The organism is Saccharibacillus endophyticus (genome assembly GCF_013185185.1).
Lineage (GTDB): Bacteria > Bacillota > Bacilli > Paenibacillales > Paenibacillaceae > Saccharibacillus > Saccharibacillus endophyticus.
Genome location: NZ_JAAZWE010000004.1, coordinates 327,248 through 351,984, shown reverse-complemented (window position 1 = coordinate 351,984; position 24,737 = coordinate 327,248). Strand labels below are relative to the sequence as shown.

15 protein-coding genes, 1 pseudogene and 1 riboswitch are annotated in these 24,737 nt (G+C 56.8%); of the genes and pseudogenes, 13 read left to right on the top strand and 3 right to left on the bottom strand.

All coding sequences use genetic code 11. The annotated features are described in order from the left end of the window. Positions 1 to 248 precede the first annotated feature (248 nt). The 6 genes and pseudogenes from HRQ63_RS16215 to HRQ63_RS16190 all read left to right on the top strand — a co-directional run bounded on the left by HRQ63_RS16215 (position 249) and on the right by HRQ63_RS16190 (position 12,284). Positions 249 to 2,297: a methyl-accepting chemotaxis protein gene (locus HRQ63_RS16215; RefSeq protein WP_229714230.1), complete on the top strand. Its 2,049-nt coding sequence runs from the start codon at positions 249 to 251 to the stop codon at positions 2,295 to 2,297. Positions 2,298 to 2,563: 266 nt separating this feature from the next. Then, entirely contained in the window at positions 2,564 to 6,487 is a 3,924-nt protein-coding gene (locus HRQ63_RS16210) for a TerB N-terminal domain-containing protein (protein WP_172245626.1), read from the top strand. Positions 6,488 to 6,618: 131 nt separating this feature from the next. Further along, positions 6,619 to 7,896, top strand: a pseudogene (locus HRQ63_RS25975) (ATP-binding protein); the annotation flags it as partial. Between the two features lie 659 nt (positions 7,897 to 8,555). Beyond that, a complete protein-coding gene (locus HRQ63_RS16200) occupies positions 8,556 to 10,748 on the top strand; it encodes a DEAD/DEAH box helicase (RefSeq protein ID WP_172245622.1) in 2,193 nt (730 codons plus the stop codon). A gap of 170 nt (positions 10,749 to 10,918) precedes the next feature. After that, on the top strand, positions 10,919 to 11,647 hold the full coding sequence (locus HRQ63_RS16195) for a DUF3221 domain-containing protein (protein ID WP_172245620.1): 729 nt from the start codon (positions 10,919 to 10,921) through the stop codon (positions 11,645 to 11,647). Positions 11,648 to 11,666: 19 nt separating this feature from the next. Then, on the top strand, positions 11,667 to 12,284 hold the full coding sequence (locus HRQ63_RS16190; protein ID WP_172245618.1) for a DUF3221 domain-containing protein: 618 nt from the start codon (positions 11,667 to 11,669) through the stop codon (positions 12,282 to 12,284). A gap of 94 nt (positions 12,285 to 12,378) precedes the next feature. On the opposite strand, the gene HRQ63_RS16185 is transcribed toward HRQ63_RS16190, so the two are convergent. Further along, complete coding sequence (locus HRQ63_RS16185; protein ID WP_172245616.1) at positions 12,379 to 12,903, bottom strand: GrpB family protein; 525 nt, start codon at positions 12,901 to 12,903, stop codon at positions 12,379 to 12,381. 134 nt (positions 12,904 to 13,037) lie between these two features. Between HRQ63_RS16185 and HRQ63_RS16180 the strand changes: the two genes are divergently transcribed. The 3 genes from HRQ63_RS16180 (at position 13,038) to HRQ63_RS16170 (ending at position 16,564) form a co-directional block, all read left to right on the top strand. Further along, entirely contained in the window at positions 13,038 to 13,670 is a 633-nt protein-coding gene (locus HRQ63_RS16180; protein WP_172245614.1) for an RNA polymerase sigma factor, read from the top strand. Next, positions 13,657 to 14,619: a hypothetical protein gene (locus HRQ63_RS16175; protein WP_172245612.1), complete on the top strand. Its 963-nt coding sequence runs from the start codon at positions 13,657 to 13,659 to the stop codon at positions 14,617 to 14,619. The genes HRQ63_RS16180 and HRQ63_RS16175 overlap by 14 nt, the downstream gene beginning before the upstream one ends. Before the next feature lie 237 nt (positions 14,620 to 14,856). Further along, positions 14,857 to 14,957: riboswitch (purine riboswitch) on the top strand. Between the two features lie 89 nt (positions 14,958 to 15,046). Further along, a complete protein-coding gene (locus tag HRQ63_RS16170; protein ID WP_172245610.1) occupies positions 15,047 to 16,564 on the top strand; it encodes an NAD(P)/FAD-dependent oxidoreductase in 1,518 nt (505 codons plus the stop codon). 115 nt (positions 16,565 to 16,679) lie between these two features. Here the strand turns inward: HRQ63_RS16170 and HRQ63_RS16165 are convergent, their stop codons facing one another. Then, the gene (locus HRQ63_RS16165) at positions 16,680 to 16,853 is read right to left on the bottom strand and encodes a hypothetical protein (RefSeq protein WP_172245608.1); all 174 of its coding nucleotides are present in this window, start codon (positions 16,851 to 16,853) and stop codon (positions 16,680 to 16,682) included. A gap of 99 nt (positions 16,854 to 16,952) precedes the next feature. Then, on the bottom strand, positions 16,953 to 18,737 hold the full coding sequence (locus HRQ63_RS16160; protein ID WP_172245606.1) for an ABC transporter ATP-binding protein: 1,785 nt from the start codon (positions 18,735 to 18,737) through the stop codon (positions 16,953 to 16,955). Between the two features lie 179 nt (positions 18,738 to 18,916). Here HRQ63_RS16160 and HRQ63_RS16155 point away from each other — a divergent pair, with 179 nt between their 5' ends. From HRQ63_RS16155 to HRQ63_RS16140, 4 genes are all read left to right on the top strand, one after another. Further along, positions 18,917 to 20,359, top strand: coding sequence for an ABC transporter permease (locus HRQ63_RS16155; RefSeq protein ID WP_172245604.1), 1,443 nt, complete (start codon positions 18,917 to 18,919; stop codon positions 20,357 to 20,359). Positions 20,360 to 20,380: 21 nt separating this feature from the next. Beyond that, on the top strand, positions 20,381 to 21,925 hold the full coding sequence (locus HRQ63_RS16150) for an ABC transporter permease (protein ID WP_172245602.1): 1,545 nt from the start codon (positions 20,381 to 20,383) through the stop codon (positions 21,923 to 21,925). Between the two features lie 74 nt (positions 21,926 to 21,999). Beyond that, a complete protein-coding gene (locus tag HRQ63_RS16145) occupies positions 22,000 to 23,862 on the top strand; it encodes an ABC transporter substrate-binding protein (protein WP_172245600.1) in 1,863 nt (620 codons plus the stop codon). A 163-nt stretch (positions 23,863 to 24,025) separates the two neighbouring features. Further along, positions 24,026 to 24,553, top strand: coding sequence for a GNAT family N-acetyltransferase (locus HRQ63_RS16140; RefSeq protein ID WP_216673964.1), 528 nt, complete (start codon positions 24,026 to 24,028; stop codon positions 24,551 to 24,553). The last annotated feature ends 184 nt before the right edge of the window (positions 24,554 to 24,737 follow it).

The following is a 24,737-nucleotide window of genomic DNA, read 5'->3' as shown; positions in this document are numbered from 1 at the left end:
TTTCTTTTCTTTTTAAGAAATGGATCTTTTTATTTTGCATGTAAGTCCAAAAGCTTTTCGTACCAACGGTTTTAGCGATCGACCGACCTTTTTGAAAAATAAAAATTCAAATCTTTTCTTTATCCGGCTAAAAGGTGAATCAATCAAGCAAAAAGAGGTTAATAGTCGGATAGAACTAGATCGCGTACTCTCTAATTCCTAGTAATCAAATTGCATCAAATTATACGATAGAGGAGCCTTTTTCAACAATGAAATCTTTTCGAAGCTTGAATAAAAGTTTGTTTTCGCGCATTATGTCCATTACGGCCTTGGGGATCGCGTTATCCATGATCGTTTCCGTTGCCGCCATCGGCTACATGACGTCCCGTTCCTATGAAAAACTGAACTCGGACTCGTTGACGCGGGTAGCGAACGAAAAAGCGACCGAGCTTGAACGGATCATCGCTTCGCAGCAGAATATGGCGAATTCGATTTCGGAAGAGTTGTTCAATGTCGACTACTTCGAAGAATTGAACGCGACGGGCGTGACCGACCGGGCGGGTTTCGATCGTATTCAAAACAGCCTGAACCGAAAGTTGGCGAATTCGAACGGGCTGTACGAAAACATCTTTTTCACATATGAAGACATTCTGTATCTGGACGGTTTGTCCGGCGCTTCCCAGGGAACCGACATGCTGTCGACTTCTCCGTGGTATAAACCGGTACTCGACAGCGGCGGTCCGGTCGTGGGCGATTTGCAAACGTCGCCGGTAACGGGACGTCCCGTCATCGCGATCGCTTCGCCCGTCAAAAACGCCGAAGGTCAAGTGCTGAGCGTTTTCGGCCTTCCGATCGATATCGACGTTTTGCTCCGAGGAATCACGAACAAGCAGGACGACCAGGTCATCACGACCGTCGTCACCGACGATGAAGGATTGGTCATCGCGTCGCAAAACGCCGATCAAATCCTTAAAACCGATTTTAACGAACTGGGCAACGAACAAGGGATGCAGCAGCTTTCGACCGCCGAAAAAGGCACGGGCTACGTCACGATCGACGGCACGAAGTATCTGGCTTCCTTTATCAAAAACGACGTATTGAACATGAACGTCGTGACTTTTTTGCCGGTCAGCTTTTACATGAACGAATTGTACGGCATGCTGTCGACGATGGCCGTCATCGCGATCGTCGCGCTGTTGATCGCTTTGACCGTTCTGTTCTTCGCGGTACGGGGCATCGTGCGTCCGATCCGCGCGGCTTCCGAACAACTGGAACTCATGGCTCAAGGCGACTTTTCCCGGGAACTGCCGCGCAATTACGAGAACAACAAGGACGAGACAGGCGTGTTGATCCGCTCGATGAACAAAATGCACGATAATACCAAGCAAATCATCAGTTCCGTCAACCAGGAAGCCGTGTACCTCAAAGAAGCGGCGGGAGCGGCGAACGTCCTGTTCACCGATATGGACCGGGAATTGCAGGACGTGTCGGCGACGACGCAAAACATGTCGGCGGGCATGGAAGAAACGGCGGCTTCGGCGCAGCAGATCAACGCGTCCGCGGACGAATTCGAAAAAGCGATCGAATCGATCGCCAAAGGCGCGCAGGAAGGGGCTGGCGAAGCGGCGGTTATCAGCCGACGGGCCGGCGACCTCAAAATCGCGTTGGAACGGTCGATCGCCGATACGTCGGTCGTGTATGCGGAAGTCAAAAGCGGTCTTGACGAAGCGCTCGAGAAATCCAAATCCGTCGACGAAATCAAAGCGCTCAGCGAAGCGATTCTGCAAATCACCCAGCAGACGAACCTGCTTGCGCTCAATGCGTCGATCGAAGCCGCGAGAGCGGGCGAAGCGGGCAAAGGATTCGCGGTCGTCGCGGACGAAATCCGCAAACTGGCCGACGCTTCCAAAAACACGGTCGGACAGATCCAAAATATCACCGTCGGCGTTACGGAGTCCGTCGGCAACCTGCAGCAGTTCACGCAGCGCCTAATCGGTCTGCTGACGGGCAATATCGCCGAAGATTACGCGATGATGAACAAAACGAGCGAGTCTTATCTGAACGACGCGACGTATATCGACCGCATGGTCGCCGAATTCAGCTCCACCAGCGAGCAGCTGAGCGCTTCGGTTCAGAACTTGACGCAAGCGATCAACGAAATCTCCGGCTCCAACAACGAATCGGCGCAAGGCACGGAAGAAATCGCCGATAAAACGGCCGCCGCCGTAAGCCAAGCGAACCGAATCGCCGAAGAAGCCCGAAAAACGAACGACAGCGCCGACCGACTCAACCGGATGATCCGGCAATTTAAATTTTAGTCTTCGATCAAGCCATATCCGTGATCGATTCAGCCGTCCTCCGTTGCCTAACGGAAGGCGGCTTTTTTGGCGAAAAGCGAAAACAGGTTCCCCTTTTCTTGTCGAAAAGCATTTATCCGCGGATAAACGGTGGTATAATGAACGAATCGAAAATTCAGGCAAGCTCCGGTTCCGGCAATCTCGGGCGCGTCTTCAAACCTCGATGGAAGCAGGTTTGAAGACACGTCCCGGGGCGAGACGTCGGATCGGAGCGTTAGGGGAGTAAAATGAGCGACTTTTTCGCAAGAACCGCAGCTTATTCCTATCATTTATATTTGAGCGCGGACGGCGGGGGCAAGTTCTGGCTGAGCGCGACGGACGGGGAAGGTCCCGTTCTGCTTCGCGATGCGCTTACGCCGCTGCCGCGCTATATGCTGCCGGAGTATCGGCTGAACCGGGAAGAGACGCAGATCCGCGCTTCCCGGCTGCTTGTCGTTCGCGATACGCTGCTGAAGGCGATCGGGCGAGGCGACGCGCCGGGGCTTCATCTGCATCTGGGCGACGAGGTCGAACTCGCGATGATGGCAGACCCGGACGGCGATTACGGCGTAACCTTTTTCCTTGATCATGAACGTTCTTCCTTGATCGGACGTCTGCCGGAAGGCGCGACTTACCTGGAATCGGGTTGGTTCGGACGCTTCGGGGACAACGGGTATGAGCTGATCGACCTTCCGGGTTTCGAAGAAGACGATTTGGATTGGATCGGGCGTCGGATCGGAACGGACGAGTGGGAAGAACTGCTGGTGCAGGCGATTCCGGCCATGCGCGATCGTACGCTGCGCGTGCATAGCGAAATCGAATATTCGCCGGAGCCGGTCGGGCGTATCGAAATCACGGATTGCGGCGAAGATTATGCGGCAGTCGAGGTCGCAAGCGGCCATGAAGCGTTGAGGTTGCAGGGGCTGGACGGCTACGTCCTGCAAGCCGCTTGGACGGATGCGAAGACGGATAGGCAAGAAGGCAGACGAGCCGATCCTTCGGAGGCGCAGGTTCTTTTGGAAGTTTTGCCCGACTCGTCGGAGCCCGATACGAGAGGAACCTTCTTCATGCGTCCTGCCATGGACCGGGAGCAGATGCGCCGCCTGTTCGGCAGCGAATCCGGCGGAACCGTGCGGGGCGACGGACTGGCGGAATTCGCCCGTCTGGCCGAACGCGAATGGGGAGCGATGGTAGCGGGGAACGCTCTGGTTCGTTTCCGCGACCTGCATCGTCTTTATGACGCGTCCGATTGGAATTGGTGTCTTCGCGGCGGACCTGTGCCGGATCGCGGAGTAGGCATCGTACGGGCCGAGCCCGTATTGAGCGTCGGGGGGCAAAAGTTTACGGCTGCCGAATTGACCGACGCGTGGAGCGAAGGACGTCGTTATTTGAGGTTGGAAGACGGCTGGATCGACCTGGAGGCGCCGGAGTTCGCGCGCAGTTTGCGCGAGCATGGCGCGGGCGGCGGATCTGCCGGTCTGATTTCCGCAGGCTTTTCGTACAGGCAGCGTATCGGATTGCCGGGCGAACCGATAGCCGGAGAACTGCCGATCGAACTGGAAGGTCCCAAGCCGGTAGAGAGCGAAGAAGCAAGCCCCGCTTTGGTTCACCTGCGTTATTTGACAGGCTGGGGCATGAACGGAGGGCTGTACGGCGGTGCCGAACACAGGCTGCAAGAATTGGCGGCTTGGATCGCGGAGACCCTGTCTGCATCGCCGGATTGCCGGCTGTTGGTCGTCGGGCGGCGCGAGCTATTGGCGGCATTGGCCGAGCAGGTGGAGCTTGAAACGCCAAGATCGTCGGAAGCCCCGGAAGCATCGGACATCCTGTCCAAGCTTGAGCGCTGGGCAGACGAACAGAGCGATCCGCCGCCAAAAGCCGATCTGCCCGTGCGTTTCCTCGAATCGTCTCCAAACGAAGAAGAGGATTCGGAGCAGGCCGGATTGATTCTGGTCCCGGTATCGTCGCTGCAGCGAACCGATTTCGAAACCCCGCTGCGCGCGGATATTCTGCTCCTGCTTGAACCGGATGCATCCGTGCGTTCGGACGAGACGCGGCTGTTCAGCCGGATCGATGCCGCCGAGGCAAGAGTTCGTCTGGCGATCTATTCGGACGAAGGACAGATGAACGATGCCCGGGTGCGCGCCGTGCAGGTACGTCTGCTGAAGCTGTACGATTCGCTGACTCGCAGCTATTTATTGATCGACCCGAATAAAGGCAAGCCTGCCGCGGGAGCCAGACCGCCGCTAAGGGATATTCCTTCCTTTCAGCTGCCTTCTTGGCGAAAAGAAGGCGGCATGGCCGAGATGTTCGTGGACGAGACCAAGGTTCGGCCGGAGACGCCGCCGAGTCGGGGGATGGCGATTCCGCCGCGTGCTGCCGGAGGCAGCGGGACTATGCATCGGCGATCTGAAGCCGCGAATACGGAGCGCGATCCGGACCCGCGAGACATTCAGACGTCGCGCCCCGAACCGGAACGCACCCCGTCGTTCATCCCGCCGAAGCGTCGTCAGCCTGCGTACGGCGGCGAAGCTCGTCCGATCCGTCCCGTGCAGCAGCAATCGGCGGAGCGCGAGTTTATCAGTCGGGCGCGCGAGAATGCGGACCGGACCGAATCGGAAGTGCCGTTCGTTTCTTTTTCGAGCTACTGGCCGACCTATGCCGCGATGAAGCCGGAGCAGGAGCAATGGTACTTCTACTGGAGAACCGAATTCCGCCGAGGCGAAAAGGTCGAGACTGACCTGTCCTATCTGTTCATCTATGTCTACGAATTGATCAACGGCGTAGGCTGGGACAATCCGCAGGACGGACTCTCCGCGATGATCCGGGTATGGGAGAATTACCGCGCCCGCTTCCGTCGCTTGGACGGTTATATGGCCGATTGGGTCCGGGAATTTGCGTTAGTGAATTCGCTCGATTTGCCGGATTCGACCGCTTTGGAACAGACGTCGGGACAGTTGAAAGGCGAATTGCTGGATCTCGAATTGTCCCGCCGTTTGGAGGAGAACCCTGCGGAGCTGACATGGGAATTGATTGCGAGGCTGTCGGATTATGATATGACGACCAGTCGCTTTTATAAGGATGCGGGTAAAAAGGCTTTGCCTCGCGTCTTGCCTCACGTGGTTCGCGCCATCGACGAACATCTGATTGCCGCGCGCGGCATTCGGCTGACGGGATTGTTCCGCGCAGCCGATATACGGATTACGGAGCGCTACTTGTTCCGCAGCGCCGTTTACGATCCGGAAACGTACGGGCGAACGTTCCTGGTACGCGCGCCGAAGCTGAGTCTGCACGCGCAGCTTCGCGACTTTATGACGCAGGTAACGCGGCAGACGGAAAATGAGCTTCGTGCCCGGTTTAAATTCGGCGGACGCTTGCGCGGGATCAAGCTGGACCCCGAGATTTCCGAGACGATCGCGGCGGCGGTAGAGCGCGAGTTCGTTCCGCCGGAAGAACGCGTATTGCCCGAACCGCCCAAGCGTCCTGAAGTGCAGTTCAATCCCGAAGAGCTGGATAAGCTTCGCCGCGATTCGGATGAAGTGCTGCGCATGTTGACCGGAGAATTGATGAGCGCGGGGGATGCGGCGAAGCCGATAGCGGAGACGGAAGCGCGAAGCGAGACCGACGAGCATGAAGGCTTCGAAACGATGGAGCTGCCGGAAGACTCGGAAGAGGGCTGGTCCGCTGACGCTGTGCCAGGAGCCATCTCGTTCGATTCTGTCGCTGACGGTTCGAAGACCGAAGGAAAAGCGAGCGATCCGGTTCGACCTTCTGAAGATGGACAGGATCACTCGAACGCAGGGACGCCTGCCTCGGATGTTCCGTTTTCCGAACCGCAAGCGTCTGACCTCAAACATCTGGAAGCCGATACAAACCCTGCTGAATCTGCAAGCGTAAGCGAAGGCGACTGGGACGCTGCCGGTCTGGATGACGATTGGAAGTCGCTGGCCGCACTCCTCGCTTCGACAGATCGGCAGATGCTGCGTGCTGTGCTGCTGCATTCAAGCGACGCCGAGCGGATGGGCATTGCCGGGGCGACGGGCGAGCTGCCGGAGACGGTAATCGACCGAATCAACGAAGCCGCGATGGAGACGATCGGGGATTTATTGATCGAGGCGGGCGAAGTGCTGGAAGAGTATGTTCCGATCTTGGAAAGGTTATATGAACGATGATCCTACGAAATTCCGAAAATTCGCGAAAGCTTGTTTTTGAATCGGAACAAAGGGAAAGAGTATGGTATAGTGTTGGCGGAACGTTCCGCTTCTGCGGAATTCGGCAGGGCAACATTCGGAGGTGACTGAACGTGAATCAAACGAAGATCCCCAAGCGGATCTCGTCGGCGCTGGTAAATTCCTTGAGCGCAGGCGTGGTTCCGCGGATCGGGCTTGAATATATAGCGGTGGGACGCAAGCTCGAGATCGAATCGGTGCTGCGGGAATTGGGCAACGTGGCCGAAGGCGGCGCGGCGTTCAAACTGATCACGGGCCGATACGGCAGCGGGAAAAGCTTTTTGATCCAGATTTTGCGCAATTACGCGATGGACCGCGATTTTGTCGTGGCCGATGCGGACCTGTCGCCGGAACGCCGGTTGGTCGGCACGAAAGGACAGGGACTCGGCACGTACCGCGAGCTGATGACGCATCTGTCCACGCGCACACGTCCCGACGGCGGCGCGCTGGAAGCGGTGCTGCAAAAATGGTTCGCGTCTTTGCAGCAGCAGGCGATGGCCGAGCTGGGACTGCGGCCGGATGACGAAAAACTTCCGGTCGAAGTCGAGCGCCGCATTTTCGAAGTGACCGGCAATATGGAGCATATGGTGCACGGCTTCGATTTCGCGCGCGTGCTTGCCGCTTATTGGAACGGCTACAAGATGTCCGACGACGAGCTGAAGCAAAATGCGCTGCGTTGGCTGCGGGGCGAATTCCCGACCAAAACCGAAGCGCGCAAAACGCTCGGCGTAGGCGTCATTATCGACGACGACAATTGGTACGACTACATGAAGCTGTGGGCGGAGTTCATGTCGAAGATCGGCTACAAAGGATTGCTGCTGTTTATCGACGAAGGCGTCAATCTGTACAAAATTACGAATACCGTCTCGCGGCAAAGCAATTACGAAAAGCTGCTGACGATCTTCAACGACACCATGCAGGGCAAAGCGCAGCATCTGGGCATCTTCCTCGGCGGCACGCCGCAGTTCGTGGAAGATACGCGCAGAGGCCTGTTCAGTTACGACGCCCTGCGTTCACGGCTTGTAGCGGGACGCTTCGGCGAAGGCGCGGGCATGCTGCATTACGCAGGCCCGATCCTGCGGTTGGAGATGTTGTCGCACGCGGAAATTCTTGTCCTGCTGGAAAAACTGCGCGGTCTGCACGCGTCGCATTACGGGTATGAATCGACCCTGGACCAGCAGCAGTTGACCCGGTTCATGGAGTCCGAGCTGGGACGGATGGGCGCCGATGCGCTGCTGACTACCCGAGAGGTCGTGCGCGACTTCATGGACCTGCTCAACACGCTGCACCAGTACCCGGATCGCAGCTTCGACGAGCTGCTGCCGGATATGATGGGGCGCGCGTCGCAAGGCGGCGGAGCGTTCGACGGTCTGGGCCGCTCGGCCGTCGACGGCATTCCGGTCACGGAAGCTCCAAGCAGAGAACGAAGCGCGTCCGCACCGGGCAGCGCTCCCGGCGATAACAAAAGCGCAGCGCCCGCTGCAAATCCGGTAAAGCCGAACGGCGGCGGATCGGTGCTGCGCGAACAACGTCCGTCTGATGATTCGCTGCGCGGAGGCCGGATCAGCGAATCTGCCGCTCCCGCGCCTTTCCGTCCGCGCGGAGGCGGTTTTCAAAGCGGCGAGAACGTCGAGAGTTTGAGAACGGAGCCCGATTTTTACAGCGGAAATTCGTATGAAGCAGCAGGCTATGGTTTCCGAGGCGCTGCGGATACGCGTCCGGCTTACGGCACTGCATCCGACGCTGCTCGTTCGGGTACGTATTATTCCGATCGGGACGATCGTTCCGGCGTGCGACAGCCTGAAGATGACGCTTCATACCTTGAGAGCCATGGCATTCCCGATGAAGCTCCGCACGCGGACGATGTCGACTTTTCCGATCCTAGATATGCGGACGACCCGTCGGAAAAGCAGACTGCGAAGTCGAAATGGACAGATGCGAATGATGCGTCTACGCGCGGCTCGGACTCGAATAACGGCGAGCCCGACGATATCCTGGCGGAGCTTGACCTGTGAGCGCGGAACATCCGTTTTACCGGCTTGCCCCGTTCATTCAAGAATATATTTACCGCAGCGGCTGGGAAGAATTGCGAGAGGTTCAGGTGGAAGCGAGCCGCGTCATTTTGGATAGTAACCATCATATGCTGATCGCGTCCGGCACGGCTTCGGGCAAGACGGAAGCCGCCTTTTTCCCGGCGCTGACGCTGCTTGACCAAGAACCTTCGCGTTCGGTCGGCATTCTGTACATCGGACCGCTCAAAGCGTTGATCAACGACCAGTTCCAGCGGCTCGAAGGGCTGATGCGCGACGCGCATATCCCGGTCTGGCACTGGCACGGGGACGTTCCGCAGTCCGAGAAAACGAAGGTCATGCGCAATCCGTCCGGGGTGCTTCAGATTACGCCGGAGTCGCTGGAAGGCTTGCTGATGAACCGTCCCAACGCGATCCCGGCGCTGTTCGGCGATCTGCGCTTTATCGTCATCGACGAGGTGCACGCGTTTATGGGCGCGGATCGCGGTTCGCAGGTGCTGAGCCAACTCGAACGGCTGTCCCGGATGGCAGGCTGCTCGCCGCGCCGGATCGGGTTGTCCGCGACGCTCGGCGACTACGATTCCGTCAAAAATTGGCTGGCCGGCGGCACGCATATTCCGGTCGAGCTGGTTTCCCCTCCGGGCGGTCGCAAGCTGCGGCTGTCGATCGAGAACTTCGCCATGCCCGACGCCCGCGACGAACGGCAAAGCGAAGCGTTGGAAAACGCCAAGAAGGCGTACAACAACTTTATCTACGACCATACGCATTTGAAAAAAGCTTTGGTCTTCACCAACAGCCGCACCACCGCCGAGACGACCATTTTGGAAATGCGCCGAATCGCCGCAATCCGCGAGCAGCCGGACGTGTTCCACGTACATCACGGCAGCATCTCTTCGATGCTGCGCGAAGAAGCCGAAGCGGCGCTGCGGGAAGGCTACGGTCCGGCGGTCGCCGCGGCGACGTTGACGCTTGAACTCGGCATCGACCTCGGCAGCCTCGAACGGGTGATGCAGCTCGGCGCGCCGTATTCCTGCGCCAGCTTCGTGCAGCGGCTCGGCCGTTCGGGACGCCGCGAAGGCGCGGTCGCGGAGATGATGTTCGTCTGCGCCGAGGAAGACGACGAAGAAGCGCAGCTTCCGGCGCGCATGCCGTGGACGCTGCTGCGGGCGATCGCGGTCTGCGAACTGTACGTGAAGGAAAAATGGATCGAGCCGCAGGTCGTGCGCAAGCTTCCGCTGGGGCTGTTATACCACCAAACGATGAGCGTGCTGCGCAGCTTCGGCGAAGCCGATCCGGGCGAATTGGCTCGCGCCGTGCTGACGCTGCCGCCTTTTGCCAACTTCACGACGGATCAATACCGCGAGCTGCTGGAGTACCTGCTGGCGACCGACCACATCGAGCAGACCGAAGACGGCATGCTGATCGTCGGCCTGATGGGCGATCGGGTGTCCGGGCATTACCGTTTCTACGCCGTGTTCCAGGACGAGGAAGAGCATGCCGTATACGACGGCTCGGAAGAGATCGGTTCGATCACGACCGTGCCGCCCGCGGGATATTGCTTTTCGCTCGCCGGACGCTTGTGGAAAGTCGAAGAAGTCGATAACCGCCATAAAGCCGTCTACGTGAAAAACGCGAAAGGCAAAGCGGATACGCTCTGGCTCGGCGCGGGCGGCGATATCCATACGCGGGTCGTCCGCAAAATGCGGGATATTTTGCGGGAAAGCACGCTGTACCCGTATCTCGCCCCGAACGCGGTTGCCCGCCTCGAACGCGCGCGCCGACTGTCTCGCGAGACCGGCTTGACCGAACGCCTCGTGCTGCCCGCGGGCGGCGATTCGATGTTCGTCATGCCGTGGATCGGCAGCCGGGAATACCGGACGCTGGAACGTTTGCTCAAAAACAATCTGTCGCAGCAGCTGTCGCTTCGCTCGATCGTCCCGATGGAGCCGCATTACATGGTCGTCGCCGGACGCACCGACGCGAACGAGCTGGAGCATCTGATCCTGTCCGAAAGCGAGCGCATGGAAGACCCGCTCAATTTGCTGGACGAGTTCGAAGCGCCTTACCTCGGCAAGTACGACGAGTTTACGCCGCAGAGTCTGATCCGCGCCGCGTTTGCGGCGGACGGGCTGGATTTGGAGGGACTCCGCCGGGGATTGCGGGGCGTGTTCTAGGCCGCGGCCAAGACCGTTTAACGATACCAAAGAGTCTTTTCTGCATCTGAATGGTGCCGGAAAGGCTTTTTTTGTGCGCGTCGGACATGCAACTTTCAACTCTTCCGAAGCGTTAGGAGGAAAAAGGGTGTAAAAGATGCCGGGATTTTCCGAAAGAAGGAGGGACAAAAATGCCGAACACTAAATTTGCTGATGCCAAAACGTTGACGAAAAACGGTACGCGAAAAGGAAAAGCAGCAACGCTATGTTTGTGGGTACTCGTTGTCGGCCTTGTGTTAAGCGGATGCGGACAAAAGCCGGTCGATACGCAAACAGGAGCCGCCAATGCCGAAGAACCTGCAAAAACTGCGGAGCCGCTGATCGCAGACTGCAATCTCCCGCCCGATCCGAATCCAGATGATTCGGAGCCTGACGGCGCAATAGACAAAACGGAAAAATCGCAGCCGTCGGATACTCCGTCGTATCCAGGCACGATCGGTTACGTCGTGAAAAAGGAAGGTTCGAATATTCTGGTCGTTTCTCCGGAAGGGCGGAAGCTCGGTTCAGGTACGGGGGACGGCGATTATTACGAGGCGACCTGGTTCGGAGCAGCTCCGGAAGAAATTCAGGTCGGTATGAAAGTAGAGGCTTGGGCAGTCCGCGGCCAAGTAGAAGACTCGTATCCCGGACAAGCCGGCGCGGAAAAGGTCGAGGTGCAAAACGGGGGCATTCTTCACGGTGCGAACCTTTCGGAAGCGGAAGTCGTTCGCGAAGCGATCGAGCAGCTTGAACCGAGCGATTATTCGTTCTTCATCGTGCGGGCTGCGGAATATCATCCGGACGAAGATGCATGGACGGTCGAACTGTTGGACGAGCAGCGGGAACTTGTACGGATCAAGATCGAAGATCGAGCGGCGTAATGAACAGGAGGCTTATCCCATGGATAGACATTCGGTAACGCGCAACGGCGGTTCGCGGATTTCGGGACTCGGCATCGCTGCGTTGACATTGCTGTTTGCAGCAGGTTGCGCGTTTGGCGAGCCCCGCAGTCAAACCGCCCCCGACGCTGACCCTCAGGCCGGTCAAAACGCTGGAGAGGAAATGTTCCCGGTCGGCGGCGGATACGTGGTCGATGTAGGAGAGCAAGGCGTGCTGGTCGTCTCGCCCGAAAAGCAAGACTACAGCGCGACCGGAGGAGACGGTGCTTACTACGAAGCGACGTATTATTCCGATGCGCCCGAAGCCGACGAAGTAAAGGTCGGCATGTACGTCAACGTCTGGATGGCAAAAGGTTCGACCGTCATGACTTCTGACCCGGGACAAGCCAAAGCGGCCCGGATCGAGATCGAAGACGAAGTACAGCCGGAAGGCGCGGAGCTGACGCGGTCCGAAGCCATACGCCGAGCACTCGAAGAGAGCGATATTGGAGAATACGCGGTTCCCGCAGTGTCGGGAGCCGACTACGATGCGAAGCAGCGTCTTTGGTTCGTGAAGCTGTTGGACCATGAGCGTAAGCCGGTCACGGTCGAAATCAAAGACGAACGATCCGGCGCATAAAGCCGGCGGATTTTCGAAAGGTTTCCTCGCATCCCGTCGCCTGCAAAGCCGAAAGCCCGGACCTCGGTCCGGGCTGTTCGCGCATGCGCGCTGCTTACTCGCCGTATCTTCCGGACGCTGCCGCCCACGCCAACGCACGCTTTTCCAATTCGCCGACAAATTCTTTTTTCGCCGGGCTGTAGCCGCTCGTTTCCGAGAATTGCGAGGCCAGCCGTTCTTTGAGATCGCTATACGCGCGCACTTCGTCCGGCTTCTCCCGCAGATAATCGCGCAGGATCAGGTGACGCGCGATCTGCGGGTTGTCCGACTCGTAAAAATGGATATGGTGCGTGCGTTCCTCGCCGCCTTTGCGCAGCAGACGCCGACCCGGAATGCCCCAATCGCCCGCGACGTCGTAGCCGAGTTCGGCCATCTTCTCGTTACGCGCATCGACTGCCTGGATATCGCGCACGATGACCATCATGTCGATGACGGGCTTGGCTTTCATGCCGGGAACGGAGGTGCTGCCGAAATGCTCGAAACCTATAATCTCGGGTCCGAACACGCTGCGGAGAAACCGGGCTTCTTCGTCGAATTTTTGCACCCAGCGAGGGGTATAATCGGATAAACGAACTTGCATGGAACACCGTCCTTTCAAAGCTAGGGTTATTCGACGCGTTCGAAAAAAGTTCCTGCCGCATCGGACCGATTGTGACATACTTTCCGCAGCAGACGCGTCTAATCAAAAAAAGAAGACAGAGAGGGGGAGTTGTCTTGGCTGAGCGGGAACGGGATAGGGACAGGAAACCGTTTCTTGTACCGAAGCCGGACGGGCATTCGGATTCGGGAAAGGCGGGCGAGGCTTACGAGTCGGAAGGGGAGCGCCTGATCGCCGAATGGTTCGAGCTGTACTATGAAGACATTCATCAGTATTTGTACTTTATGTTAGGGCAGCGGGGGAGCGAGGCGGAAGATATTTTGCAGGAGGTGTTTATCAAGGCGTACCGGAACCTGCACAGCTTCAAAGGACAATCGTCGCCGAAAACGTGGCTGACGGCGATCGCGCGCAATGCGGCGTTGGATGCGGTGCGCCGCAAACGGTGGGCGTTGCCGGGATTTTTGCCGCATAAGGAAGAAGAAGCGCCTGCTTCCGACCAGCCCGAACGCGCCGCGCTTACGGAAGAACGTCGGGAAAAGGTGTGGGGACTGTTGGACTCGTTGAAGCCTGAGCATCGGGAAGTGATTTTTTTCCTGTATCAAAAAGAACTGAGCGTGAAAGAGACGGCGGCTTTGCTGGATTGCAGCGAAGGAAGGGTACGAACGATCAGCCACCGGGCGCTGCGCGTCCTGCGCAAAAACGGCGAATTTCAACAATGGATCGGGGGAGAAGCAAGTGACGGGGACTAACGGACCGACGGGAGGGAACGGACGCGAGCCGGGGAAAGGATTAGTGGATATTCCGAAGCTGAGCGCGCAGCGGAAGGAAGAAATTCGCAGCGGGATTTTGACGGGGATTCGCTCTTGGACCAAAGAACCGGAAGAAGAGCCCAAGCGAACGGGAGTGAATGCGAAACGGCGGCGTTTATGGGCGGGCGGAGGCGCAGGATTGGCAGCGGTGGCGATCGCGAGCGTGGTGATCGTGCAGAGCGGGGGAATCGCGAATTGGGTCGGAACGGGATCAAACGGCGGGGCTACCGTGAACGGTCAGCCAAATCCGGCCGCATCCGGGCTTTCGCCCGTCGACGGCTCTTCGCGGTATGCGGAAGAGCTGCCGACCGTCAATATCGATCCGTCCGAAGCGGAAAACGACATTGCGGAACCGCGGCTCGCGAAAACGTACGAAGAATTCAAATGGTCATGGGCGGCGGTAGCCAATCCCGATGCGGTTCGAATCTTTCCTTCCGAACAAGAAGCACAGTCTTTCCAGAACAGCATTCCTCTTTTGACCGAAACGGTGCAAAAGTTCGGCAAGCCCGGTCTGGAATACGAATATACGGCTTGGAGCAACGTCAAAGACGGCAATCTGAGAGAGCTGGTATTTCGTTTGGGGCCTGTGGCCGACGGAGCTGCCGAAAATCCTTCGGATCACGAAGTTGTTCGTTTCGTGACGACGATCCTTCAGCCGGAATTGCCGGAAAGCGAGCGGAGCGAACTGCTGGATAAATTGCGCTTTCGGGATTTCGAAGCGAAAGGCGGCACGCGCGAAGCGGAGAGCGAAGGATTATTGTATACGTTGAATCGAAACGGAGACCGGCAGCGCTTGATCGTGCAATTCTTGAGAAAGCAAGACCAGCCGGACGAAATGGGACGGTTGCAGGATTCGCTGCTCCAAATTTTGCGTCGCGAAGACGGATAAGAAGCGCTGCCAGCATCGGAAACAAAAAACGTATTTCGCGAGTTGAAGCGTGACATTGAATGAAATAAAACTTTATACGAAAAAAAGTTTACTTTATTTTTATATTGTTCGGAAATAGGCTTATATTCTTAGTTTTATTTGCTGAAGAAAGATAAAAGGTTGAAAAATACGAATAATAAACTTGACTCAATCCGACTGATTGGTTATGATAGGTTTTGTTGAAACGCGAACAATATTATCATTGACCATATAATCATTCGTATATTCCTGAAGATAAGGTTCAGGAGTCTCTACCAGGGAACCGTAAAGTCCCGGCTACGGATAGGATGCTTTTCGCATACCTGCCGGGAGCCGGGCTTTTTTGCGCGTTTGGCTGCCGAAAATCCGAAGCACGGTATGCGCCCATCAGAGGAGGATACGACCGATCATGACCGATTCCATCACGCTCGAACTCAACGAACAAAACGCCGAAAAATCCAATAAATACGACTGTATCATCGTAGGCGCGGGTCCTGCGGGCATTTTCGCCAGCTATGAGCTGACCCGCCAAGCGCCGGACTGGAAAGTGCTGCTGGTCGACAAAGGCCACGATATCTACAAGCGCCGCTGCCCGATCTTGGAAAACAAAGTCCAATTCTGCCCTCCGGCAGCCGGACGCAAAGAGTTCGCGGGCTGTCTGCCGGCCTGCTCGATCACGGCAGGCTTCGGCGGCGCGGGCGCGTACAGCGACGGCAAGTTCAATATTACGACGGAGTTCGGCGGCTGGATGACCGATTATCTGGCGCCTTCGCAGGTGTTGGAACTGATCCAATACGTCGATTCGATCAACCTGGAGCACGGCGCGACGGAGTCGATCACCGATCCGACGACCGACGTGATTTGCGATATCGAGCAAAACGCGTATGCGGCGGGTCTGAAGCTGCTGCGCGCCGAAGTCCGTCACCTGGGTACCGAGCAGAACCTGGAGATTTTGAAGTCGATCTTCGAATACCTGAAGCCGCGCGTCGAGATGAAATATAAAGCCGAAGTTGAAGACCTGATCACGGTAAAAGAAGGCGGAGAGCATGTCGTGACCGGCATCCGTTTGAAAAACGGGGAAGAGTTCGAAGCGTCGCGCGTGATGATCGCTCCGGGCCGCGACGGTTCGGCTTGGTTGTCGGACGTGTTCAAAAAACGCCGCCTGAAGCTGACCAACAACCAGGTTGACGTCGGCGTGCGCGTCGAGACGTCCGATGTCGTGATGCGTCAGATCAACGAGCATCTGTATGAGGGGAAATTCGTATTCAATACGTCGGTCGGTACGCGTGTGCGTACCTTCTGCAGCAACCCTTCGGGCCACGTGGTCGTCGAGAATCACAGCGGCGTCATGGCGGCCAACGGCCACTCGTACAAAGACCCGGCGCTGGGTTCGAAAAATACGAACTTTGCCCTGCTCGTATCGCACAAATTTACCGAGCCGTTCGACAAACCGAACGAATACGCCCGCGAGATCTGCGAACGCGCCAACGACCTGTCGAGCGGCGGCGTGATCGTGCAGAAGTACGGCGATATCCTGCGCGGACGCCGTTCCACGCCGGAACGTATCCGCGAAGGGTTCCTCGAGCCAACGCTGAAAGAAGCCGTGCCGGGCGACTTGGGACTGGTGCTGCCGTACAACACGATGAAAAGCTTGATCGAGATGGTCGAAGCTTTGGAAAAAGTAACGCCGGGTATCGCTTCCGAGCATACGCTGTTCTACGGCGTGGAAGCGAAATTCTACTCCGCCCGTCCGAAGCTGGACGAGACGCTGGAAACCGAAATCCGCGGCCTGTACTGCGGCGGCGACGGCGCCGGCATCACCCGCGGCCTGGCGCAAGCCGGAGCGGCCGGCGTGCATATCGCGCGGGGAATGGTGAAGAAGGCTGCTGCAGCGGGTACGCCGGCAGTGGAGCGGACACTGGTTTAAACCTTAGAATTTCTCGGAATATTCGAAAAAGAAAACTCCTTCGTTGGATCGGTGAACAAACCGATTAACGAAGGAGTTCTTTTTTTGAAAAATTCGGGTTGGAATTTGATTATTTTCAATCATGCGTATGGGTCAAGCTTTTTCGCATTTGTACAAGAACGATGACACAACCGGCAAACAGTAGGGTTGACATCATCGGATTAAAAGTTTGGTACATCAAGCTTTGCACGATATAGGCGATCATCATGAACAACAACAGCCCGATCATTAGAAGCTTAAACTTTCTCATTACGATTCCCCCTTCGTTACGGTGTATGCGTCTTTTTATAGAACGCCTCGTAACCAGGAGTCGTTACGAATGCCGATGACACCAAACGTCGAGCGAATTTCAATCCCCCGCCAATTCTTTCGTCTGCACCGCCACCCAATGCCCCGGCGACACCTCCACCAGCTCCGAACCTTCCAGCCCGTACTTGTCCTCGCCGTGATCCTCTTCCAGCAATGTGCGTTTCTTTTTCGCTTCGATCGTCGGATCGGGAACCGGAATCGCCGCCAGCAGCGACTTGGTATACGGATGCTGCGGGTTGTTGTACAACTCTTCGCTTTCCGCCAGCTCCACGATCTTGCCCGCATACATTACCGCGACGCGGTCGCTGATATGCTTCACCATCGACAGGTCGTGCGCGATGAACAAGTAAGTCAGGCCCAGCTTTTGCTGAAGGTCTTCCAGCAGCGTCACGATCTGCGACTGGATCGACACGTCCAGCGCGGACAGCGGTTCGTCGCAGACGATAAACTTCGGCTCGACCGCGAGCGCCCGGGCGATACCGATCCGCTGACGCTGGCCGCCGGAAAATTCGTGCGGGTAACGCAGCGCGAACGCCGGATCGAGACCGACCATCTCCAGCAGTTCCTCCACGCGCGCCCGGCGTTGGTTGGCGTCCTTCGTCAGTCCGTGCACGTCCATCGCTTCGCCGATAATGTCCAGTACTTTCAGTCTCGGGTTGAGCGAAGCGTACGGGTCCTGGAAAATCATCTGCATCTCGCGGCGCATGAGTTTCATTTCTTTGGCGGACAGCCGGTTGACGGCCATGCCCCGGTATAAGACGTCGCCGCTAGTCGGTTCGTGCAACCGCAAAATCGCGCGGCCCGTCGTCGATTTGCCGCTGCCGGATTCGCCGACCATGCCCAGCGTTTCGCCTTCGCGGATAAAGAAACTGATATCGTTGACGGCTTTGAGCGTACGTCCTTTGCCCAGATTGAAATGCTGCTGGAGCGAGCGGACTTCAAGCAGCGGTCGGGGAGCAGGGGTGTCTTCGGTTGAAACAATCGTGGAAGTGTCGGTCGTCCCAACGACGCGTCCCGGCTTAGGCTTTTTCGGCTCGTCCAGACGCGGGAGCGCGTTCAGCAGCTTTTTCGTGTACGGATGCTGCGGGTTCGCGAAAATGTCTGCCGTCCGGCCTTCTTCGACGATCTGGCCGCTTTTCATGACGACGACGCGATCGCACATCCCGGCCACGACGCCGAGATCATGCGTAATCAGGACAATCGCCGTGCCGAGCTTTTCCTGCATCTGCTTCATCACGTTCAGAATCTGTGCCTGAATCGTCACGTCAAGCGCGGTGGTCGGCTCGTCGGCGATCAGCAGCGACGGACGGCAGGCGAGCGCGATCGCGATCATCGCGCGTTGGCGCATCCCGCCGGAGAATTCATGCGGGTATTGGTTGAAGCGCGTTTCCGGATCGCGGATGCCGACCAGCTTGAGCATTTCGACGGCTGCCGTTTTCGCTTCGCGCTTGGAAATTTTACGGTGCTTGCGCAGCGTCTCGGCGATCTGTTCGCCGATGCGCAGCGTCGGATTGAGCGACGTCATCGGGTCTTGGAAAATCATTCCGATATCCCGACCCCGGATTGCTTCCATTTCTTTTCTGCTTTTTTGCGCCAGGTTTTGTCCGAGGAACATGACTTCTCCGCTTTTGACGCGGGAAGAGGCTTCCGGCAGCAGCCGCATGATCGCGCGGGCCGTCACGCTTTTTCCGCTGCCCGATTCGCCGACGATCCCGAGCGTTTCCCCTTTATTCAATTCAAAACTCACGCCGCGCACCGCTTCCGTTTCGGTCTCGCGCGCTACGAACGATACGCGTAAATTGCTGACTTGCAACAGTTTTTCCATCCCCGTCGGCCCCCGTTATCTTATCCGTTATATGCTGTCACCAAAAATGTTTTCGGTATCTCTTGACTTTTTAGGAGTCTGAACCCTAAAATACGACTTATAAATACGAGTATATTAATCGGAATTAAATCGCTATGAACGAATTATACATTTGCAACGTTTTAGGAGGCAAGTTTTTTATGGAGGCGGCTGAAAAAAAACAACAATCGTCCTGGCATGCGCCGATCGGACGTTTATACCGCAAAATGTTGGGCATTCCCGGCTATCGCTTCTGGTTATTGCTGCTCGGAGCCCCAGTCAATCTGATTGTGCTTGCCGTATGGCTTGCTCGTCGCGGCAGCGGGGGATACGCGCAGCTGCGCGCTGCGGTACTTCAGGAACTGAAAGCATCCGGCGTTGAAAAGGAACTGCGAACCGAATTTGCCCGGCAGTTGGCGGATAAACAGCGATTTTTCAAACAGCAGCCGAGCGAGGCAGAGACCAAGCGCGAGGTTGACCAGCGAGTGGAGGAACGGCTTCGAGCCAAGGCTGACGAGATCACGGCTGAACGCGCGCGCGGCGGAAACGTTCCGAGAAACGACTACGCGGCGACGTTCGAAGCGCTGATCGCCAATCCGGTCTTTGCGGCTATTGCCTTCGTGATCGGATTCCCGATGGTGATTCTGATGCTGCTGTACAGCAATGCCTATTCGAAATACATATTCGAACGACTGCTGATGACTCTGTTCGTGGTTGTCGGCGTATCAGCCCTGGTGTTCACGATTTTGAACCTCTCGCCGATGAACCCGGCGGCGAACATCCTCGGGGAAACGGCCACCGCCGAACAGATTGACCGGTTCAACCAAATCTACGGTTTGGATCGTCCCTACCTCGTACAGCTTTGGGACAATATTCGCGGCGTGATGACGTTGGACCTGGGCAAATCTTTCGCGGGTAACGAAGATGTCGCGTCCACCATCATGCGAAAGTTCCCGGTGACGTTGATGCTGGCTTCGTTCTCGCTGGTGCTGGCCTTGCTGGTCGCATTGCCGATCGGTATCCTGTCGGCGGCGCGCCGTAACTCTTGGCTCGATTACAGCTTCATGTTCATCGCGCTCATCGGCTTGTCCATCCCGAACTTCTGGCAAGGTCTGGTATTCATTCTCGGCTTCTCGATCAAGCTGGGTTGGCTGCCTGCCACCTACACGCCGGGGAATGTGTTGTCGTTCATCATGCCGGTCATTGTGCTCGGCACGGGACTGACGGCGGCGGTAGCGCGGATGACCCGTTCGTCGACATTGGAAGTCATGAACGAAGATTATATCCTGACGGCCAAAGCCAAAGGGCTTGGACGTCGCACCGTATTAATGAAGCATACCGTTCGCAACGCGCTTATTCCGATCGTTACCGTGGTGGGCCTTCAGTTCGGCGCGATGCTGGGCGGAGCGGCGATCACGGAGAAAGTCTTCAATATCAGCGGTCTCGGCAGCTATATCGTCGATAAACAGTTCGTTCCGGATATTCCGGCCGTGATGGGCGGCGTCGTCTACACGGCGATCGCGATCTCGCTCGTCAATGTGATCATCGACGTGCTGTACGCGTTTATCGATCCGAGAATCCGTACCAAGATGAAGCAATACTAGACAAAAAGGGGGACATGCGAAATGTCCGAGTTATCGGTTACCGAACCTTCGGCCGCAGGTTCTTCCCCGTCGGGGCTGGATGCCGGCCTCGGCGGAGGCACGCGCGCTTCGTCAGAGTACGCGCAATCCGGCTTCGCCTGGATCGCTTCGCTGCTGCTGACGCTGGTCCTGCTGGCCAATTCGTTCGACTACGGCACGGGCGCGATCAAGTCCGGCGTGTTGACGATCGCGGCGGCTTACGCATTTTTTACATTGGTACAAGTCGTGATTTCTTTATTGATCCGGCATGATCTGGCTGCGACAGGTTACATTCGCGGCCGGACAAGAGTGCTCGGCTGGGTGCAGCTGCTCAGCTTGGCGACGGGGAACGTATTCGCGACGGCGGCGGCCTTCCAGCTTGTAAAGAAGGTCAAGACGCCGGAATACGTATTCGCCGGATATATGGTCATGACGCAGATCGGCGTGATCGGAATCTCGGCGCTCAACCTGTTCAAGCCTTACGTAGCCGACACATTCCCGCTGGGCATGCTGGTGCTGATGATCGTGGCGGGATTCCAGTTTCTCTCGTTGATTCTGATTGCTATTTTCGTGAAAAGAAGTCATGTCCCGCCGAAGATGATGTGGCTGGCTTTCGCACTAATCTTGACTACCGCGACAGGCAATCTGTTCGCTCTGCTGCTGGGCATCGTTCTGCTGGCGAAGATCCGCAGCCAGAAATCGCCGGCTTCGCCAAGATGGGAAGACGCGATCGAGCGCTTGTCGAGAGGCACCACGTCGATGCTGGGGATGTTCTTCATTTTCTTCCTGTTCTCCTTGTCCGTCTGCAGTCTCTTCACCTTCGACTACAGCATGGCGGTGGAAAACAACTACGGCGCGATTCTTCAGACCCCGAGTCTGGCTTATCCGCTCGGTACCGACAACTTCGGCCGCGACTTGTTCTCGCGCATCGTATTCGGTGCCCGGATTTCGCTGATCGTCGGCGCCGTGTCCACGATCATTCCTTTCGTCATCGGCGGCATTCTGGGTGCGGTGTCCGGTTACTACGGGCGGCGCACCGACAACGTCATCATGCGGGCGCTGGATATTCTGTATTCGATCCCCGGCATCCTGCTGGCGATCGCGATCATCGCGGCGTTCGGCGCGAGCACGGTCAATCTGATTCTCGCGCTGAGCGTAGGGGCTATCCCGACTTACGCCCGGACGATGAGAGCCAACGTCCTGATGGTATCCACGTACGAATTCGTCGATGCGGCAAGAGCATTCGGCTCCGGCAATCTGTCGATCATTTTTAAGCATATCGTGCCGAATTCGATGGCTCCGATGATCGTCAAGGCGACTTTGACCATCGGCACGGCCGTCATCTCCACGAGCAGTCTCAGTTATTTGGGACTCGGCGTGGAGCCGCATATTCCGGAATGGGGCAACATTCTGAAGCTCGGCAGCGCGTATCTGGAAACGAACTCTTATCTGGCCGTTTATCCGGGTCTGGCGATCATCGCCCTGGTTCTGTCGTTCAACTTTTTGGGCGACGGACTGCGGGACGCGCTCGATCCGAAGCTGGATTAAAAGTTCGCGACGCATGCGTCCGAGGAGCTTTGGACCAAATATATAGCGTTACACATATAAAGGGGGAGAAAAACATGCGTCAATCTTACAAGTTCACCAAAACGCTGACCGTACTGCTGCTGTCCTTATTGCTGGTACTGGCAGGCTGCTCGTCGGTAACGACGAAGTCGGATACGGCTGCTCCGGCGGCAACGACGACCGAGACGGAAGGCGAGACGGCGGCGGAAACGACAACGACCGGCACTCCGGTGGATATCGAGCTGCTGGCGATGACGTCGCAAGAATCGGACGTCAACATCATCCGCGACCAACTGACGAAAAACGGCTTCAACGTGAAGCTGAATCTGCAGCCGGACTACGGCAGCTTCAAGTCGCAGCAGGATGCAGGCAACTATGATGTCGCTCTCTCCAGCTGGACGACCGTAACCGGCAACCCGGACTACGCGGTACGTTCGCTGTTCAAGACAGGCGGCGACTACAGCATCCTGGCCGACTCCGAAATCGATTCCCTGATCGACAAGGCCGCGACGGAATCGCCGGAAGACTATGTAGCGACATATAAAGAACTGGAGCAAAAGCTCGTGTTCGACAATGCCTATATCGCGCCGCTGTACATCTCGCTGAAAAGCCAGGCGATCAACAAAGAGATTCTGAATCCGGAATCCGTTCGCCTGTCCAAATCCCGCGCTCTGGCTTGGGAAGACATCTCGTTCAACGACACGGCCAAAAACGCAACCGATCCGCTCTTGATCACGCAGGCGATGTCCACGCTGACTTCGCTCGACCCGATCAAAGGCAACGACGGTTCGATCAATACGATCAACACCAACATGTACGTGCGTCTGATCAACCTGACGGACGACGACAAAATCACGTCCGACGGTTCGCTGTCGCGCAACTTCAGCATCGCCGACGGCAACTCCGACTATTACTTCATCTTGCGCGACGATATCAACTTCGCTAAAGTCGAAGGCGACAAAGCCGTGGATACGGGCGAACGCGTAGGCGCGGACGACGTCATCTTCTCGCTCGACCGCGCGAAAAACAAAGATTCCGTACCGGATCACCGTACCTACTCGCTGCACGAACACATCGGCACCGTCGAAGCGGTAACGGATCTGGCTTCGCTGGATTCCGCGCAGGCGGCAAGCGGCGGAACGATTCGCGAGGCGCTTGAAGCCGGTCTGGAAGCTCCGATCTCGGAATTGGTCGAAGACAAGACGCAAGCCGACAATGCGGCGGGCAAATACCAAGTAGTAAAATTGACGACGACCGAGCCTTTCCCGCAAGTCCTGAACTACCTGGCCCACCAATCGGCGGGCATCGTGTCGAAGAAACAAGTCGAAAGCATCAACACGTATGACGTAGCCAAATTCGACGTGACGAAAGACATTCCTTACGGCGACCAGAATACGGTAACGGAAGGCGCGGCTTACGACAACACGCTGTACGCCAGCGGTCCTTACATCCTGACGAAGAAAAACGACTACGACGCCAAGTTCGTCAAAAACCCTGCTTACATGCCGGGTACGGAAAACGAACCGAACATCTCCAAGATCGACGTGCGCTTTATCGCCGACGCGGACAGCGCTCTGGCGGCTCTGCGCAGCGGAGAAATCTACTCGTACTACGGCGTGCCGGAAACGAAATTCTCCGTGGTCGAAGGCGATTCCAAGCTGCAGCTGCAAACGCTGGAAAGCAACGCCGTAACGTATCTGTTGTTCAACACGGCGGAAAACCGTCCGGTCGGCACGAGCGCGGATCTGCGCAAAGCAGTTCTGTACTCGATCAACCAGGACGAAATCCTGCAATTCTACGAAGGCAACAAGATCAAAGCCGCTTCCACGGTCAGCCCGCTTGTCGACACCGGCAACGTACTGACTGCGGACCCTGCGAAGGTGAAGGAATTCCTGGCCTCTTACGAAGCTTCGAAATAAGTCGACGTTTTCACCAAGCGATCTGCCTAACAACGGACGATGCTTTTCTCGAAAGAGGAAAGCATCGTCCGTTTTTGTCTGGAAACGCGGGATATTCATGGATCGTATCTTGTCAGAATGAGCGAGTCGGTTCATAATCGATATGAAAAAAGGAGGAATGAACATGAAAATTTCCATCGAAACGGAGCGCCTGATTTTACGCGATGCCGTTCCAAGTGACTGGGAGGCCGTTCACGCCTATTCCTCCGATCCGGTTGTGGTTCGCTATTCCATGTGGGGTCCGAACACGGAGGAGGAAACAAAGGAATTCGTCGAGCAGATGATCGAGATGAGCCGCGAGATTCCGCGCAGAAGTTACGAGTTGGTCGTGACGCTAAAAGAAACCGGAGAGCTGATCGGCGGCTGCGGCATTCATAAGGCGGGTTTTAACGCGGAGATCGGCTATGCGTTCAATCCGCGGTTTTGGGGAAAAGGCTATGCGACGGAGTCGGCTTTCGCTATGCTGCGCATGGGCTTTGGCGAGCTCGACATTCACCGGATTTCGGCCACCTGCCGTCCCGAGAACGAAGCTTCGTCGAATGTGATGAAACGGCTCGGCATGAAGCGGGAAGGCCGGATGCGGGAGCATATGTACTTCAAGGGAGAATTCCACGACTCCGAACTCTATTCGATTTTGCGGCAGGAGTTCTGATGCTTTTGCTGCGGCATTGAGGGAAGTCCCGTTCGTTTTATGAAAAGCGGCAGGGCTGCGAGTAAGAATCGTTTCGGTCGCTGTCTCAATCGGGAAGCAGGATGGATTCGATGGAGGAAGCTTCCCGATTTCAAAGGCGAGCGTGTCCGACTTTTCGGGGAAGAATATTCGATGAAGGTCGGGC